The organism is Bradyrhizobium monzae (assembly GCF_021458635.1).
Classification (GTDB): Bacteria; Pseudomonadota; Alphaproteobacteria; order Rhizobiales; family Xanthobacteraceae; genus Bradyrhizobium.
In genome coordinates this window covers 226,574-241,970 of record NZ_JAIRDQ010000010.1, presented here as the reverse complement: position 1 = coordinate 241,970, position 15,397 = coordinate 226,574, and the positions used below count along the sequence as shown (strand labels likewise).

Here is a 15,397-nt window from a genome sequence, read left to right as displayed (position 1 = left end):
GCCTGTTGGCCTCAGTACTTCTTCACGTGCGCGCCAAACGCCAGCCACAGTGCCATTGAGGCGAGGCCGAAGCAGCCGAGCAGCAGGAAGGTCGGACCGTAGCCGATCCATTGCGCGATCCAGCCGCCGAGCGCGGGGCTCAAGCTCGCACCGACGCCCTGCACCGTAATCACAGCGCCCTGGCCGAGATTGATGCGGCCGGTGCCGTCGAGCGAGCGCGCGACCATGCCGGGGACGGCGACCGTCTGCAGACCGGTCCCGATACCATCGAGCACCTGGACCGGCACGACACCCCACCAACCGGTGAGAAAATACGCCAGCACACCGCGGATGGGCAGGAACATGAAGGAGACCAGGATCACTGGCCAGTAGTTGCGTTTTCCCGCGACCTGCATGCCGACCAGGGACGTCACGATCATCACGCCCTGCGCAATGACGACGATGGTCGCGACGAAGCTTGGACCATTGGCCTGGCCCGCGCTCACCGCGGCAAGGCCATAGAGCGGCACGATGGCGGCGTTGCCGAGATGGAAGACGGCCAAGGCCAGCGCCAGCACCAGCAGCGGCTTGTGCTTGAGGAGAACGGAGAGACCTGCCGGCGGGTTCTTGCTCTCGTCTTCCTTGCTGCCGCGAGCCTGACGGTCATCGATGGCCTTGGCCGGAATCATCAGGACGCAAGCCACGGCGACCGCGCCGAAGACGGCAGCCAGAACGAACACCCAGACGTAGCCGAATTTGTAGCCGAGATAGCCCGACAGCGCCGCGCCGACCATGTTGCCCGCATGGTTGAAGGCCTGATTGCGCCCGTTCAGCGCATTGAAACCCTTTTGCTTGGCGATGCCGAGCGTGATGCCGGTGACCGCCGGTACGATCGCAGCGCTCGCCAGCGATTGCGCCACTTGCGAGAACGTCACCGCCCAGAAATTTTGCGAGATCAGGATGATGGCGGAGGCCAGCACGACGCAAATGCCGGGGATGACGACCCACAGCCGTTTGTGGCGGCTGGAATCGATGAAGCCGCCGATCGGGGTCGTGACAAGCATGCCCGCGACATTGCCGATCGTCAGTGCCGTGCCGATCAATCCGGTGGCCCAGCCGCGCTCTTGCAGGAACACTCCGACGAACGGCCCGATGCCGGACTGCATGTCGGCCATGAAGAAGTTAACGGCGTAGAGAGGCCAGAGACGAGGTGAGGAAGGGCGCGATGTCATCGAGACGCTAAACGTGATGCTGCCGACCGACTGTGGTCTCGCGCAGGCGGATATGGCCGGCCATTCGTGCCGGGGCGGACAGGAAAGTAACCAGTGCCAACCGCGTTGGTTCCTCCGGACTTGCGATCGCCGGACCGCGATGTCATTTCATATCTGCGACGGTCTCATTTCTGGATCACGGCCATGCCTCTCTGGACCTGCGAAACCTGCGGCTCCCAATTCCCGGACGGCGGTAAGCCACCCGCATCCTGTCCGATTTGCGAGGACGAGCGGCAATTCGTGAACTGGAAGGGCCAGACCTTCCTCGCGCCCGAGACGCTCGCTGAACGTCACCGCCTCGTCTGGCGTGACGATCTCGGCCTCACCGGCATCGCGCTCGAGCCGAGCTTTGCGATCGGTCAACGGGCGCTTCTGGTCCCGCTGGATGATGGTCACGTGATGTGGGACTGCATCCCGCTGGCAACACCGGAGGCAATCGCGCATGTCCGCGCGCTTGGTGGGCTGAAGGCGATCGCGATCTCGCATCCCCACTACTATGGCGCGCTTGCGGATTGGAGCGAAGCGTTCGGTGGTGTGCCGGTCTATCTTCACGCTGATGATCGCGAATGGGTGACGCGTCCACATCCGTCGATCGTGCACTGGACTGGAGATCACCAGCGCATCTCCGATGACGTGTCGCTGCTGCGCACCGGCGGCCATTTCGCAGGCGCCACCATGCTGCATCATAAGCGCGGCGCGGAGGGCAAAGGCGCGTTGCTGACCGGCGATATCGCGCAAGTGACGATGGACCGCCGCTTCCTCAGCTTCATGTACTCCTATCCGAACTACATGCCGCTCAACGCCGCCGCGGTGCGGCGGATCGCGGCGGCCGTCGAGCCGCTGGCCTTCGACCGCATCTATGGCGCCTGGTGGGGCCGTAACATCGCCTCAGGCGCGAAGGCCGCCTTCGCGGCGTCGGTGGAGCGATACATCGCGGCCATTGCTTGAGCCAGGCGACGGCCAGAATCCCGTTGCCTCAGTCGATTAAATGTACTATTTGTACAATTATTAAGCGCGGCGCAACGACGCGTTTGCTGGTCCAGCACGGTCGATGCATCGTGGTCGTGGCGGGCGTGTTTTGCGGCCGCGTGAGCGGGAGTTGGACGCATGACCGGGCAGCGCGACTACGAGATCTTTGAGGCTGGTGACACCACGCTTCAGTCAGGCACCGTCTTCCCCGCGATGAAGCTTGCCTACAAGACCTATGGCACGCTGAGCCCGGCCAAAGATAATGTCATCCTCTATCCGACCTCGTTCAGTGCGCAGCATGTCGACACCGAGTGGCTGATCGGGCCCGACGGCGTGCTCGATCCCACGCGTTATTTCATCATCATCCCGAATCTGTTCGGCAACGGCTTGTCGTCTTCGCCGTCGAACTCTGGCAATGGGCCGTTCCCGCAACTGACCTATCACGACGCGATTACGGTCCAGCATCGGCTGCTGACCGAGCGCTTCGGCATCACAAAGCTCGCGCTGGTCTATGGTTGGTCGATGGGCGGCATGCAGGCCTATCACTGGGCGGCACTCCATCCGGAGATGGTCGATCGCGCCGCGGTTGTCTGCGGCAGCGCGCGTTGCGCGCCCTACAACTATGTTTTCCTCGAGAGCGTGAAGGCCGCGCTGACCGGCGATCCCGCCTTCCGCGATGGCCGCTTCGTCGAAAAGCCTGTCGGCGGTTATCGCGCCATGGGGCGTGTCTATGCCGGCTGGGCGATGTCGCATGGTTTTTATCGCGACGAGCTGTGGCGTGAGGCGGGTTTCACCTCGCTGGAAGACTATCTCGTCCGCGCTTGGGACACGACTTTTGCGCGCCGCGACGCCAGCGATCTCCTCGCGCAAGCCGGTATCTGGCAGGGCGGAGACATCAGCGCTTGCGCGGCTTTCGGCGGCGACCTGGATCGGGCGCTCGCCGCGATCAAGGCTCATGTGCTGCTGATGCCGGGTGCGACTGATCGCTATTTCGACGTCCGCGACAACGAAGACGAGCTCGGCAAGCTGGTCAACGCAAAATCAGCCGTGTTGCATCCGATCCCGTCGCTGCACGGCCATCGTGCCGGCAATCCCGTCAACAATCCGCGCGACCAGGCCTTCCTCAAGGCCGAGGTCGCAGCGCTTCTCAGCAAGTAACGCAGGCAACCGATCATGACAGACGCGACCGTTTCAGAGCCTGGCCATCGCCTGAAGCCGCTGAGTCCGGCCATGCTCCGCGAATTGTCGGTGCGCTCGAACCTCAGGGGTGCGGCGCAAAGCCTCGGTCATTACGGCATGATCGTGCTGGTGGGCGCGCTGATCTGGCTGGTGTCGTCGCGCTATGGCGTGCTCTGGGCGGCGCCGCTGATGGCGGTGCAGGGCTATCTCGTCGCGTTCCTGTTCATGGCGGTGCATGAGACTGCGCACAAGACCGCGTTCAGGAGTCGTGGCCTCAACCTCGCGGTCGGCTATCTCTCGGCCTTCATCATCGGCTTGCCTTACGAATATTACTGCCTGTTCCACTGGGATCATCATCGCTACACCCAGGATCCGGACAAGGACCCGGAGCTGATCGTCGGCGTGAAGCCGACATCGGATACGCAACTCGCGATCGCCTATAGCGGATTGCTCCAGGTTGCCGGCCGCGTCCGGCTGATGCTCGGCCATGCCGTCACCGGCAAGGTGGTCGTACCCTGGATTCCCGAGAACAGGCGCGGCACTATCGTGACCGAGGCGCGGGTCTATGTCGCGTCCTACGCGCTGTTGCTCGCATTGTCGCTGTGGTTCTCTTCGGCGCTGCTGCCGTGGGTCTGGATCGTGCCGTTGATGATCGGGCAATTCTTCCTGCGACCCTATCTCTACGCCGAGCACACCGGTTGCGAGCGAACTCGTAGCGCGTTCCAGAACACCCGAACCACCTATACTGGCGCCATCGTCAAATGGATTGCCTGGAACATGCCCTACCACGTCGAGCACCACGCCTATCCCTCGATCCCGTTTCACGCGCTGCCAAAGCTGAACGGAATCGTCGATGGCGAGATCGTCTATCGCGGTCGGGGGTACATCAGAACGACAGGCGAGACCTGGACCTGGTTTCGTCGGCAGCGGAAGAGCGCCTAGCTCGACGCAAAACTCCGGCCGCAATGCGACCGGAGCTTTGTCGCGAAGGCACGGTATCAGTAGATACCGTACGCGCAGACGTTTACGACGCGAACGCGCATGCCGTGGCGGGTCTGGACGACGCGCTCCTGGTAGCAATTGTTGACGCCGGTGTTGACGTAGAGGCCGCCATAACCGAAGCCCCAGCCGGGACCCCAGTGGTGGAAGCCGTGGGCCGACGCGGCGGTGGGCGCGAGGGCGGCAGCGCCGAGCGAACCGGCGGCGATCAGACCAAGAGCAAGCTTACGAAACATTTTCATTCTCCAGTATGGCGCGAAGCCGTTGTTGTGTCCCTGCATCTCGGTCGGGTTGAAGCGTGATTGCGTTCACACGGAGAAAAGGAGAATCGTGTTTCAGGATTGTTTCGTCGGCTGCGGCGAGATGCGCCGCCGTCAGGCTTTCCGCGCCGCGCGATAGCGCGAGGCCATCGCCTGCGTCATCTCGGCCATCTTCTCGCGGAGGTCGACGGGCTCGAGAACCTCGACCTCAGACCCGAGCCGTAGCAATTCGGACGCGGCATGCCACGACGTCTTCCCGGTCGGCACCCTTGCGATGCGCCAGCCGTCGGCATCAGTCGTCTCTTCGATCCGCGTGCGCGCCCTGACGTAAGGCTGGCTCAACGCATCGAGCAGTTTTACGCCGAGTGGCGACAGCCGCACGATTGCGACGTTCGGGTGCATCTCTGCCTCGAGGCGCATCGTCGCATCCTGCCAGTAGCCGGCGAGATCGAAATCGGCGGGGCGATCGAAGCGGTCGTCGAGCGCCGTGCAGTCGAGCACGCGCGCTATGCGATAGGTGCGCACGCTGCCATCGACTTGGCCTGCGAGATACCAGCTGCCGCCCTTCAGCACGAGGCCGAGCGGGGCGACATGGCGGTGCTTTTCGGCCCGCCAACTCTGATAACGGATCTTTATCAGCGTCCCGCGCAGAGCAGCGCCAGCAATGGTGCGCAGATGGTTTGGCTCCTCCGCCTCGCCGAACCAGCCTGGAGCATCGAGATGAAAACGCTCCTGCATGCGGCCGGCGTCTTCGCGCAGGTTTGCGGGCAGCGCCGCCATCAGCTTGTTCTGTGCGGCGATCATGGCGGCATCCAACCCCAGCGCCGCTGCCGGGCCCGGCAATCCCGCCAGGAACAGCGCGCCCGCTTCGCTCTGCGACAGCCCGTTCAGCCGTACGCGATAGCCGTCGAGCAGGCGGTAGCCACCCTCCGCGCCGCGATCGGCATAGACGGGGACGCCGGATGCCGCGAGTGCGTCGATGTCGCGATAGATCGTGCGTACCGAGACTTCGCAAGCCTCTGCAAGCTCGGGCGCAGTGACCTGTCCCTTGGCCTGGAGAGTGGTGAGGATAGACAGCATCCGGCTTGCGCGCATGATCCCTTTAAACCATACCTGACACAGGATGTCAGGTATGGTCGAGTACAAGCGTCTCCATCGCAAGCCGGCCCGAGGGAGATCCGCCATGACCGATCCGAACCGCATCACGTTGTATTATTCGCCGCAAAGCCGGGCCACCGGCACAAGGATGCTGCTGGAGGAGCTTGGCGCGCCCTATGATCTCCACGTCCTCAACATGAAGGCCGGCGAGCAGCGGAGGCCTCCCTATCTCGCCATCAATCCGCTCGGCAAGGTGCCGGCGATCCGGCATGGCGAGGCGCTCGTGACCGAGCAGGTCGCGATTTATATTTTTCTCGCCGACCTGTTTCCGCAGGCCGGCCTTGCGCCCGCGCTCAACGATCCGCTGCGCGGTCCCTATTTGCGCTGGACCGCCTATTACGGCTCCTCCTTTGAGCCCGCGCTGATCGACAAGTTCATGCAGCGCGAGCCTGCGCCGATCACGCAGTCACCTTACGCCGATTACGACACCATGCTGGGTGCGCTCGAGGCGCAGTTGTCGAAGGGGCCGTATCTGCTCGGCGAGCGAATGACTGCCGCCGATATCCTGTGGGGCGTCGCGTTCAACTGGACCATGATGTTCGGCATCGTGCCGAAGAAGGATGTGTTCGTCCGCTATAGCGAGCGGATCACGTCGCGGCCGACGTACCAGCGCATCAATGCTGCGGATGACGAGATGGCGGCGCAGCACGCTGTGGCTGCGGGAGGATGAAGAGGCCCGATCTCATATGAACAAGCCGATCCAAACGACGAACTGTTTCGACACGTTCATCCGGGTTGCCGAAGACTGTCCGGCACGCTCCGGCGAGGAGCCGCCGCCGCGCGCGGGACAGCCGACGGTGGCAGGCTTGCAATATGCGATGATCATGAAGGCACCCTACAAGTATACGTCCGACGACGTGATCTTCGCGACCTCCGCGCCGGGGCGCGAACTCGATGTCAAGGCGACCAAGGCGGAGAAGAGCGCCGCCCACGCAGCGTTCTTCTCGCGTGGGCAGGCCTGCATGCGCGCCTCAAGCCTCGGTAAGCGCTTCGGCTGGGGCGTGCATGCGGACAGCGAAGGCCGCATCGCGATCTACGCCGTCGACAGCAAACGCTATCAAGCGCTGTCGAGCGATCCAAAGCTCACGCAGGTACGCGCGATGCGGTCGAAACGGGGTTAATCCTCAAAACCGCGGCAGACGCTTCTCCGCGAACGCCTTGATGCCTTCCTTGATCTCGTCGCCGCGCATGCTGTCGCGGTGGCGCTGATCGGCAGCTTGCTCATCCAGCTCGCCGCGGGCGAATTCGTTGATTGCGCGTTTCATGCCGCGCATCGCGTTCGGGGCATTGCCGGCGAGAATGCTGGCGAGCTTGTCGACTTCCTCGTCGAGTGTCTCCACCGGCACCATGGCGGAGAGATAGCCGATCCGCAGCATCTCCGGCGCACCGATTTTCTGTGCGGTGAGAAACAGCTTCTTGGCGTTGTCGACGCCGAGCCGCGTCACGTAGCGTTTGATGCCGCTCCTGTAATAGTGCAGCCCGAGCCGCGCCGCCGGCATGAACATCTCGGCGGTATCGACGCCGATGCGGAAATCGCAAGCGAGCGCGAGGTCGGTCGAGCCGCCGTAGACGCCGCCATTAAGCCGGCAGATCGTCGGCACGCCGAGATCCTCCAGCCGGTTGACGACGACTTCGAAGGCCGAGCCCGCGCTCTGCTGCTCGTTGGCGCTCACCGCACGCTCGGCGACGGAATTGAGGTCGTAGCCCGCGGAGAAGGCGCGTCCGGTGCCGGTCAGCACCAGCACGTGGATATCAGGATCGGACTCGACCCGATCGAACAGTTTGACCAGTTCGCCGAGATCTTCCGCCTGGAGCCGGTTGAGATGCTTCGGCCGATTCAGGCGGATGGTGGCGCGTGCACCACTGGTCTCGAGCACGGGGCCACTGGCCGCGTCGGCTGTGTCCGACATTCTTGTCTCCATTTATTTGTTTTCGAGCGTGCGGCGCTTCGCTTCGGCGTCGATGGTCTCGGCGAGGTCGGGGTGCCGCGCCATCAGTACGCGAAAGTCGACGAGGTCGAGCACCAGCAGCCGCGACACTTTCGTGGTCGAGACATTGGCGCCCCGCATGTTGTTGCCGAGCAGGGCCATCTCGCCGAAGAAGGCACCTTCGCCGAGCTGGACCTTCTTGCCGGGCAGGTCCACCTCGACCGCTCCGGCCGCGATGAAATACATGCAGTCGCCCTGCGCGCCTTTGCGGATGATCATGGTGCGCGCCGGCAGCTCCATGGTGCGCAGCATGTGGGTGACGTCGGCGATGGCCGCCGGGCCCAGCGCCGCGAAGAACGGCACCTTGCTGACGGATTCCCAGGTCTTGAGGAAGTTGTCGCGACGTGTCTCCGCCGCAAATCCGGTCGCCAGAATACCGGTCCAGAGGCCGAACACGCCAAGACCGGAGATCATCACCAATGCCGCGACCATGCGGCCGAGCGGCGTGACCGGCACGACATCGCCATAGCCTGTCGTGGTCAGCGTGACGACCGCCCACCACAGCGCGGCAGGGACGCTGCCAAACGTCTGCGGTTGCACGTCCCGCTCCAGAAAATATTCGGCGACGGAGGCGAGGAAGACGACCATCAGGAAGATCACGAGCACGCTGACCAGCGGCCCCGATTCCAGCACCAGCACACGACGGAGCTGGCGCAGGCCGGGAATGCCCGGCACTACCTTCAAGACCCAGAGCACGCTCAGCAGCCAGGCCGTCTTGGGTTCGGCGCCGAGGACCAGGGCGACCGGCACGGCCAGCGCCCCCAATGCGTCGACCAGCCCGGCGGAGGAAGACATGTAGAGGGCGAGCCGTCCCTGCCGTGCCATGTGGCGCAGCCGCACCAGCCATTCGAACACGAAATAGGCGAGACAGGCCCACAGCAGGAAATCCACCCAGCGATGGGCCGTCTCATACGTCGAATCGACCGTCAGCAGCACCATGCTGACCACGCCGACGGTCACGGCCACATAGGCCGCCTTTGTCATGTTGCGGCCGGCAGTCGCGGCCACGAACTGGGCCAGAGCGGGAAACATCGGCTTGGACATGCGAAATGGCGGCTCGGTGCTGGTTCTAGCGGTCCCGGGCCGGGACCTCGGCGCCAAAGTGCCCGCCCGCACCGGGGCCGTCAACGACGGGGCGGGCAGTCGCACCATCCGTCCGAATCAGGGCGCGGAAGCTTCGTGCAGTGGCTGGGAACGTGCCGGGCCTGTGGCCAGGCGCGAATCGATAGGTCAGGCACTCTGAGCTGTCTTCACCACCACCACGTTGCTGTCTTCCGGCGGGGGGAGCGCGGCAGGGATTGTTGCCTTTTCGATCTCGCTGGCGTGGCGTTTGAGGTAGTCGCGCCGCATTCCGATCTCGTCGCGGACGAATTCGTAGCCGAGCTTGAACGTATCCAGGCCGTCGGTACTGATCGTGCCGTCGCGCAAGCCGATCACCGCGCCGCGCAAGATGCTTTCGAGCTCGTCCTGCAGGCATTCGAGCTGGTCCAGCGAATGGGCGTGCTCGATGCGCTCGCCGACGTCGAGGACAGCGGTCGAAAGCTCGCCAGCCTTCTCCGGCGCGATCCTTGTGATCTTGGCGTAGATCGCCGCGAAGATCGAGCCGATGACGCTGAGCGCGGCGGCGCCCAGATACATCATGTCGCTGTACTTATCCATGAACGACTTGGTGTCGTCGTTGATGTAGTCGGCGGCGCCCTGATGCGCCATCACGTAAGCGTCCTTCTCGACGGAGGCCGGCTCGATATGGGTCGCAAACCCGCTGTCGAGCCCGAGCGCGGACTTGTTCTCGTAGACGATGCGCGCGAGATCGCCGGCGGTGGTCGCCGACATCCTGGATTGCGCGACCAGCAGCCATTCAAGCCCGATCGTGTCGAGATCGTCGTCGGGGATCTCGGGCGAGGAGGACAGCGTGCCGGCCGTCAGCGTCTCCTCGGAAATACCGGGGAATTTACGTGCCAGCGCCTTGGCTTCGTCGATTGCATTGAGCGTGAAGCCGCCGCGCTTGGCGACCTGCTGATAGGCCTTGTCGCGCACGGCCCTGGAGGCGTGGACGACGGCAATCACCGCGCCGAAGCCGTTGGCCGGGGCGAACAGCTTATCCAGCGTCGCACCCTGCGGCGCCATCTGGATCTTCGTGGCGTCGGGGCTGTCGGCGGGAATGTCGAGGACGCTGCGGACCAAGGCGAGGGACGAATCATTCTCGGCGAGAACGGCGACCTTCTTCTTCTTGAGCTCGGCGAGCGACTTGATCTTCTTGTTGCCGGGGCCGAGCAGCAGCACGAGATCGTGCTCGAGGATCGCGAGCGCGCGCGCCCGCAGCGGCACCTTGGCATCGGTGCGCAGGACGGCAAGATCGGCCTGCCTGCGATCGAACTGCGCGAGCGCCTTGGCGCTGTCGGCGTTGTTGACGATCTTGATCCGGAAACGCGAGGCGTTGTTCTTCAGCAATGTGGCGAGCTTGGTCGCGAACAGTGCTTCGTCGCTGTTGGGAGCGCCGACGGCAAAGGTCAGCGTCTCCGAATTGTGCCACCAGGCGCGCCCGGCCCAGACGGTCGCAAGCGACAAGAGCAGGGTCAGGACGACATACAGCAGGACCTGCTGCTGATTGGTCTTGATCACCTTGGGGCGCCGTGGCGGTGGGATCTCGGTTGACGAGGTCGGGCCTTCAGCACTCATCGCAGCACTGGCCTTATTCCTGGCATGGCGGGCAGCACGGCCATCGTCGGCGGCACGCTCGAAAAATTTGTAAGCATCTGAAAAAAGAACGATATTCCTCTACCTGAGGATGATAGCGCTCCAGCGAGAGAATGCAAATTCCGCGCCGAAGGTAACCTTACCCAACCGATCCGCGTGGTTCGGCCATGCTATCACCGTTTAGCCACAGTTGGCGATTTTCCAGTTCCCCCGGCTGCATTCCGTCGCGGGAAATGTCATAAATCAGCGGTCCCGACGTTCTGACGGGTCCAAGAAGAAGCTGCGCTGAACGCTCCATTTTTCTTTTAGGTCAACGAGGGCGTCAGCTTTGTCGTTTCCACCTCTGTCATCGGCGGTTCCGGTCGAAGCGCTCATTGGCTGGATGTTGCTGCTCACCTTCAAGCACATCATCGCAGATTTCGTGCTGCAGACCGCCTGGATGGCGCACGGCAAGGATCAGAAGCACGGCTGGGCTTTGCCGCTTCTGGTGCATTGCCTGATTCACCTTGCAGTTGCGCTGTCGTTGATCCTGATCGTCGCGCCAAAGTTCTGGTTCGTGGCGGTGATCGACTTCATCATTCACATCACGATCGACCGCGCCAAGGGACTGGTCTCGGCCAATTTCGGCGTCAACCAGGAGCACCCCTGGTTCTGGACCCTGATCGGCGTCGACCAGGCGCTGCACCACCTGACCGGCTTCGGCCTCTCCATCTTCATGGCGGCGAACTGAGGCGGCTACCTGCGATGGGCGCCGGGCCTGCGTGGTTCGAGACGGGCCGCAAGCCGCGCTCCTCACCATGACGGGTGAGAATTTTTCAGTGGAATCCGACCTCATCCTGAGAGCCCGCCAAAGGCGGACGTCTCGAAGGATGGCCACGTGGTGGTCGCCAATCCGGCTTTCAGCCGCCCGGGGCGGCACTGATTCGCGGCCAGTGCGCAAGCGCCCCCGGGTGACTACCGCCCGGGGTGGTTAACCTTTCATTAGAGAATTGCGCTGCATCTTCCCTACACGAGGGAGAACTGCAATGTTTTCAAGCCGCGACGCTTATGAAAGCGAATTCTGCCCGGTTCGCGACGAACTCCTTGGCGAGATGTACCGCGCCAGCGAGAGTGGCCTGCCGAGGCTGGTTGAGAGTGTTTCCCCTGACGCGCGCGCCAAGTTGGCGCTGTTCTGCTATCACCGCAGCCATCTTCATTCGCTGGCCCTCGCAATCGCAGCCAGTTGCAGCGAGCGCGACCTGATCGAAAACGGCGGCCGTGTCGGCTCGACGCTCCATGCGCTGTCGCGCGCGGGTTCGGCCAAATCGTCACCGTCGTTGTCCGGTGGCCGCAAGCCGATCACGCTGTCGACCAAGCCGCTCTCGGTGCTCGCACCGCTGGACGACGAAATCGACGACGAGATCAGCGAAGCCGTCCCCGCTTAAGCGGCCTCGATCACAGGCAGCCCGAACTTCCGCCGCGCCATGGCGCATTCGGCGTCGCCCGGCATGCAGGTGCGGCACACCTCCGGCCGCACCGCATAGATGCCGCACGAGGTCGCCTTGCCGATCTCGCCCTGCAGTGCCGAACAGCGATCGCCTTCGCAGCGCATGCCGGATTGTCGCGCGTTGACGAGGGTCTCCGGAATAGCTGCAAGCTCCTCGTCGCTTTCGATCGAGAAGCGCGGCCAGTTCTGCGAATAGCCGCAGCAAGCGCCGCAGCTTTGGCAACAGGTCGACAGGTCGATCGCGGACGTCTCATCCATCAGCGTCATGTGTCCTTATCAGGTATCCTTGGGCGGGCCCCAGACCAGGCTCTGCCGCCATTTCGCGCGCAGCACGTCGCGCCGCTCCGGATATCGTTCGTCGAGATAGGTCGCATCGACGACGCGGTCGGTGCGGAAGCTGCGGAAGTCGCTGCGCAGCTCGCACCACGCCGCGAGCAGGCGCACGGCTTCGAGATAGCCGACCGAGATGGGCCAGATCAAGCGCTCGCTGGGGCGGCCCTGCTCGTCGCGATAGCGCAGCATGATTTTCTTGCCTTCGTGAATCTGGGTGCGCGTGCGCGCCATGTCGAGGCGGTCCGGCTCCCTGTTCCAGCTCGGTCGCGCGCGGCTCGCAGGCTCCAGCACGAAGGGGCGCAGGCGCTCGGGTACAGTGTCGGCGATCTTGGCCATCAGATCTTCCGCCGCGCGCGCCAGCGTGGAATCGGCATGGCCCGCGACCCATTGCGCGCCCAGTACCGCCGCCTCGATCTCGTCGGGCGTCAGCATCAAGGGCGGCAGGTCAAAACCCTTCTCGAGAATGTAGCCCATGCCGGCTTCGCCACGGATCGGCACGCGCTGGCCCATCAGTGTTGCGATGTCGCGATAGATCGTTCGCTTCGAGGTCTCGAGCTCGGCCGCAATCGCGTCCGCCGTCAGCGGCTTACGGGTGCGCCTCAGCACCTGGATAATCTGAAACAGCCGGTCGGCGCGTCTCATGACAATTCTCTCATCGGGGGCACATCAGAAAACGGCGCGTGACTGCTGACAGGATGTTGGCAGCAGGGGAGTTCTATACCGGGACAACACATCGACTGAAGAGGATTTGTCCATGATCATTCCAACCCATTTCGGTCCGGCCGGTCCGTTGTGGCGGAGCCAGGCCTCGTTGCATGCCTCGCTGTATGCCTGGGCCTTCAGCCGCCTCACGATTTTCGATCTCACCGTCGTCGACCTCCGAATCGCGCTCGTGACCATGCTGACACGCTCGCTGGTCCAGGCTGCGGACGCGCTGGTCCGCCATGTGATGGGCCGCGCCTGGCGGGGAGCCCGTTTCGCAGAAGATATCACGGCTGCTGCCACCATGGTGGCAGCAGCCCGGCACTAGGTTCCGTCAACTCTTTCGGCAGGTTCAGGAGAGCTCAATGATCACGCTTTACGGCTTTGGCACCGGCTTCGGCCTGCCGGAAATCAGCCCCTTCGTCACCAAGACCGAGGTGCAGCTCAAGATGGCGGGGCTGCCCTACCGGAAGGAGCGCGCGATGCCGCCGGCTTCACCGAAGGGGCAGCTGCCTTTCATCGATGACGGTGGCGAGGCGGTGGCCGATTCCACGTTCATCCGCGCCCATATCGAGCGCCGCTACGGCTTCGACTTCGACGCCGGCCTTTCCCTGCACGAACGCGCCCAGGCCTGGGCGTTCGAGCGCATGATCGAGCACCACGTCTATTGGTCGCTGGTCGGTGCGCGCTGGGTCGATGCTGCCAATTTCGCCAAGGGGCCTGCGCATTTCTTCGACGGGGCGCCCGAGCACAACCGCGAGAAGCTGCGCGAGGACGCGCAATTCCGCGTCGCCGAGAATTACCTGCTCTCCGGCCTCGGTCGTCATGCACCCGACGACGACGTCGAGCTCGCGGTCCGCTCGCTGTTCGCACTGTCGGTACAGCTCGGCGACAAATCCTATCTGATGGGGAACAAGCCCAGTGGGGTCGACGCGACCGCGTTCGGAGCGCTTGCGGGCATCTTGACGCCGTTCTTCGAATCCCGTCTGCGCGAGCGCGCGGAAGGATTTCAAAACCTCACCGCCTATGTCGACCGGATGATGGATACGTACTATCCGGAGTTCGCCTGGACGCCGCTGCAGCAGGCGGCCTGACGCAATCACGCGGGTGGCGTAAAATAAAAGAGCCGGCCCATCGGCCGGCTCTCGTCTTGGAAACTGTCGCTGGTTACTTCGCGAGCGTGTACTTGCCGTCCTTGACCGTGAGCAGGATGCGCGAACGGTCGTCGAGGCCGTAGCGATCCTTTTCGGTGAAATTGTAGACGCCCTGGCTCGCCGCGATTTCCCGCTCCGACAGCAGCGCCTGGCGGATCGCCTCGCGGAATTCGGGCGTGCCGGGCTTTGCCGTCTTTAGTGCGACGGGGATGACGCGCTTCAGGATTTCGAAGGCATCGTAGGAATGACCGGCGAACTGGCTGCGGCTGTTCGGGCCATACTTGCCCTCATAGGCGGAATTCAGCGCCATGCCCGGCTTCTTGGTGAGCGCGCTGTCGGGTTGATCTTCGGGGTCCATCACCGGGCCCGACGCCATCAGCACGCCTTCGGCGGCTTTACCCGCAATGCGGATGAAATCCATACTGGCCGCACCATGGGTCTGGTAGATCAGGCCCTGGTAGCCGCGCTCGCGCAGCTCGGTCTGCGGCAGTGCCGCGGCGGTGCCGGAGGCGCCGACCAGGATCGCGTCCGGGTTGGCTGCGACGAGCTTCAGCACCTGTCCGGTCACCGACGTATCGGGACGGGCGAAGCGCTCCTCGTCGGCGATGGTCAGGCCCATCGGCACGCCCTGGGCCTTCAGGTCGTTGAACCAGAGGTCGCCATAGGAGTCGGAATAGCCGATATAGCCGACCGTCTTCACGTTGTGCGCCTTCATGTGCTCGTAGAGCACCTTGCCCATGATTGGAATCGGCTGCGGCATTGCGACCGACCACTTCATGCGTTCCGGCGTGATCGGGAATGGCGAGAGGCCGAAATGCGGAATGCCGGCCTCGTTCGCGACATTCGACACGGCAATCGTCGGCGGCGTGACCGCCGAGCCCATGATCACGTCGGCCTTGGATTCGGTCACGAAGCGGCGGGCGTTGGTGGTTGCGGTGGTGGGATCACCGCCGTCGTCGAGCACGATCACCTTCAGCGGCACGCCGCCGATCTCTTTCGGCACGAATTCCAGCGCGTTGCGCTCGGGAATTCCGAGCGCTGCGCCCGGGCCGGTCGTTGTGGTGGTGATGCCGACGGTGATTTCAGCGGTCTGCGCCAGCGCCGGCAACGTTGGCAGTGCCAGCGTCACCGCGGCGATGGCGGCGGTCAGGTAAAAGCGTTTCATTGATTCCTCCCTTTTCGTGTTTCTTTGAAAGCAGAAATTCGGGGCTATTTCAGCCCC

General features: G+C 63.6%; 18 protein-coding genes. 9 read left to right on the top strand and 9 right to left on the bottom strand.

The window, feature by feature from the left end:
* Positions 1-11: 11 nt before the first annotated feature.
* Positions 12-1,211, bottom strand: a complete 1,200-nt coding sequence (locus K3F49_RS30510) for an MFS transporter (RefSeq protein ID WP_234684596.1) — start codon at positions 1,209-1,211, stop codon at positions 12-14.
* A gap of 183 nt (positions 1,212-1,394) precedes the next feature.
* Here K3F49_RS30510 and K3F49_RS30505 point away from each other — a divergent pair, with 183 nt between their 5' ends.
* The 3 genes from K3F49_RS30505 to K3F49_RS30495 all read left to right on the top strand — a co-directional run bounded on the left by K3F49_RS30505 (position 1,395) and on the right by K3F49_RS30495 (position 4,340).
* Positions 1,395-2,198, top strand: a complete 804-nt coding sequence (locus tag K3F49_RS30505; protein WP_234684595.1) for an MBL fold metallo-hydrolase — start codon at positions 1,395-1,397, stop codon at positions 2,196-2,198.
* Positions 2,199-2,357: 159 nt separating this feature from the next.
* Positions 2,358-3,377 carry an alpha/beta fold hydrolase gene (locus tag K3F49_RS30500; protein ID WP_234684594.1) on the top strand — a complete coding sequence of 340 codons (1,020 nt, stop codon included), beginning with the start codon at positions 2,358-2,360 and terminating at the stop codon, positions 3,375-3,377.
* A gap of 15 nt (positions 3,378-3,392) precedes the next feature.
* Complete coding sequence (locus K3F49_RS30495; RefSeq protein WP_234684593.1) at positions 3,393-4,340, top strand: fatty acid desaturase; 948 nt, start codon at positions 3,393-3,395, stop codon at positions 4,338-4,340.
* Between the two features lie 56 nt (positions 4,341-4,396).
* Here K3F49_RS30495 and K3F49_RS30490 read toward each other — a convergent pair whose 3' ends face one another.
* Positions 4,397-4,633 (bottom strand): hypothetical protein, encoded by a 237-nt coding sequence (locus tag K3F49_RS30490; protein ID WP_234684592.1) that lies wholly within the window; start codon positions 4,631-4,633, stop codon positions 4,397-4,399.
* A 138-nt stretch (positions 4,634-4,771) separates the two neighbouring features.
* Complete coding sequence (locus K3F49_RS30485; RefSeq protein WP_234684591.1) at positions 4,772-5,752, bottom strand: helix-turn-helix transcriptional regulator; 981 nt, start codon at positions 5,750-5,752, stop codon at positions 4,772-4,774.
* Between the two features lie 88 nt (positions 5,753-5,840).
* Here K3F49_RS30485 and K3F49_RS30480 point away from each other — a divergent pair, with 88 nt between their 5' ends.
* Together K3F49_RS30480 and K3F49_RS30475 are read left to right on the top strand one after the other, a co-directional pair.
* A complete protein-coding gene (locus tag K3F49_RS30480) occupies positions 5,841-6,485 on the top strand; it encodes a glutathione S-transferase family protein (protein WP_234684590.1) in 645 nt (214 codons plus the stop codon).
* 16 nt (positions 6,486-6,501) lie between these two features.
* Positions 6,502-6,936 carry a DUF6157 family protein gene (locus K3F49_RS30475; protein WP_234684589.1) on the top strand — a complete coding sequence of 145 codons (435 nt, stop codon included), beginning with the start codon at positions 6,502-6,504 and terminating at the stop codon, positions 6,934-6,936.
* A 3-nt stretch (positions 6,937-6,939) separates the two neighbouring features.
* Here the strand turns inward: K3F49_RS30475 and K3F49_RS30470 are convergent, their stop codons facing one another.
* The 3 genes from K3F49_RS30470 to K3F49_RS30460 all read right to left on the bottom strand — a co-directional run bounded on the left by K3F49_RS30470 (position 6,940) and on the right by K3F49_RS30460 (position 10,482).
* Positions 6,940-7,725: an enoyl-CoA hydratase/isomerase family protein gene (locus K3F49_RS30470; RefSeq protein ID WP_234684588.1), complete on the bottom strand. Its 786-nt coding sequence runs from the start codon at positions 7,723-7,725 to the stop codon at positions 6,940-6,942.
* A 12-nt stretch (positions 7,726-7,737) separates the two neighbouring features.
* Positions 7,738-8,847, bottom strand: a complete 1,110-nt coding sequence (locus K3F49_RS30465) for a cyclic nucleotide-gated ion channel (protein ID WP_234684587.1) — start codon at positions 8,845-8,847, stop codon at positions 7,738-7,740.
* Between the two features lie 186 nt (positions 8,848-9,033).
* Positions 9,034-10,482 (bottom strand): TAXI family TRAP transporter solute-binding subunit, encoded by a 1,449-nt coding sequence (locus K3F49_RS30460; protein ID WP_234684586.1) that lies wholly within the window; start codon positions 10,480-10,482, stop codon positions 9,034-9,036.
* Between the two features lie 400 nt (positions 10,483-10,882).
* Here K3F49_RS30460 and K3F49_RS30455 point away from each other — a divergent pair, with 400 nt between their 5' ends.
* A complete protein-coding gene (locus tag K3F49_RS30455) occupies positions 10,883-11,230 on the top strand; it encodes a DUF3307 domain-containing protein (RefSeq protein ID WP_234684650.1) in 348 nt (115 codons plus the stop codon).
* A 295-nt stretch (positions 11,231-11,525) separates the two neighbouring features.
* On the top strand, positions 11,526-11,924 hold the full coding sequence (locus tag K3F49_RS30450) for a hypothetical protein (RefSeq protein WP_234684585.1): 399 nt from the start codon (positions 11,526-11,528) through the stop codon (positions 11,922-11,924).
* On the opposite strand, the gene K3F49_RS30445 is transcribed toward K3F49_RS30450, so the two are convergent.
* Together K3F49_RS30445 and K3F49_RS30440 are read right to left on the bottom strand one after the other, a co-directional pair.
* The gene (locus K3F49_RS30445) at positions 11,921-12,244 is read right to left on the bottom strand and encodes a YkgJ family cysteine cluster protein (protein WP_234684649.1); all 324 of its coding nucleotides are present in this window, start codon (positions 12,242-12,244) and stop codon (positions 11,921-11,923) included. The two genes, K3F49_RS30450 and K3F49_RS30445, sit on opposite strands and share 4 nt — an antisense overlap.
* Before the next feature lie 18 nt (positions 12,245-12,262).
* Positions 12,263-12,961, bottom strand: a complete 699-nt coding sequence (locus K3F49_RS30440) for a helix-turn-helix transcriptional regulator (protein ID WP_234684584.1) — start codon at positions 12,959-12,961, stop codon at positions 12,263-12,265.
* A gap of 112 nt (positions 12,962-13,073) precedes the next feature.
* Here K3F49_RS30440 and K3F49_RS30435 point away from each other — a divergent pair, with 112 nt between their 5' ends.
* Positions 13,074-13,349 carry a hypothetical protein gene (locus K3F49_RS30435; protein ID WP_234684583.1) on the top strand — a complete coding sequence of 92 codons (276 nt, stop codon included), beginning with the start codon at positions 13,074-13,076 and terminating at the stop codon, positions 13,347-13,349.
* A 37-nt stretch (positions 13,350-13,386) separates the two neighbouring features.
* Positions 13,387-14,115 (top strand): glutathione S-transferase family protein, encoded by a 729-nt coding sequence (locus tag K3F49_RS30430; RefSeq protein WP_234684582.1) that lies wholly within the window; start codon positions 13,387-13,389, stop codon positions 14,113-14,115.
* Positions 14,116-14,188: 73 nt separating this feature from the next.
* Here the strand turns inward: K3F49_RS30430 and K3F49_RS30425 are convergent, their stop codons facing one another.
* Complete coding sequence (locus K3F49_RS30425) at positions 14,189-15,340, bottom strand: ABC transporter substrate-binding protein (protein WP_234684581.1); 1,152 nt, start codon at positions 15,338-15,340, stop codon at positions 14,189-14,191.
* Positions 15,341-15,397: the final 57 nt, after the last annotated feature.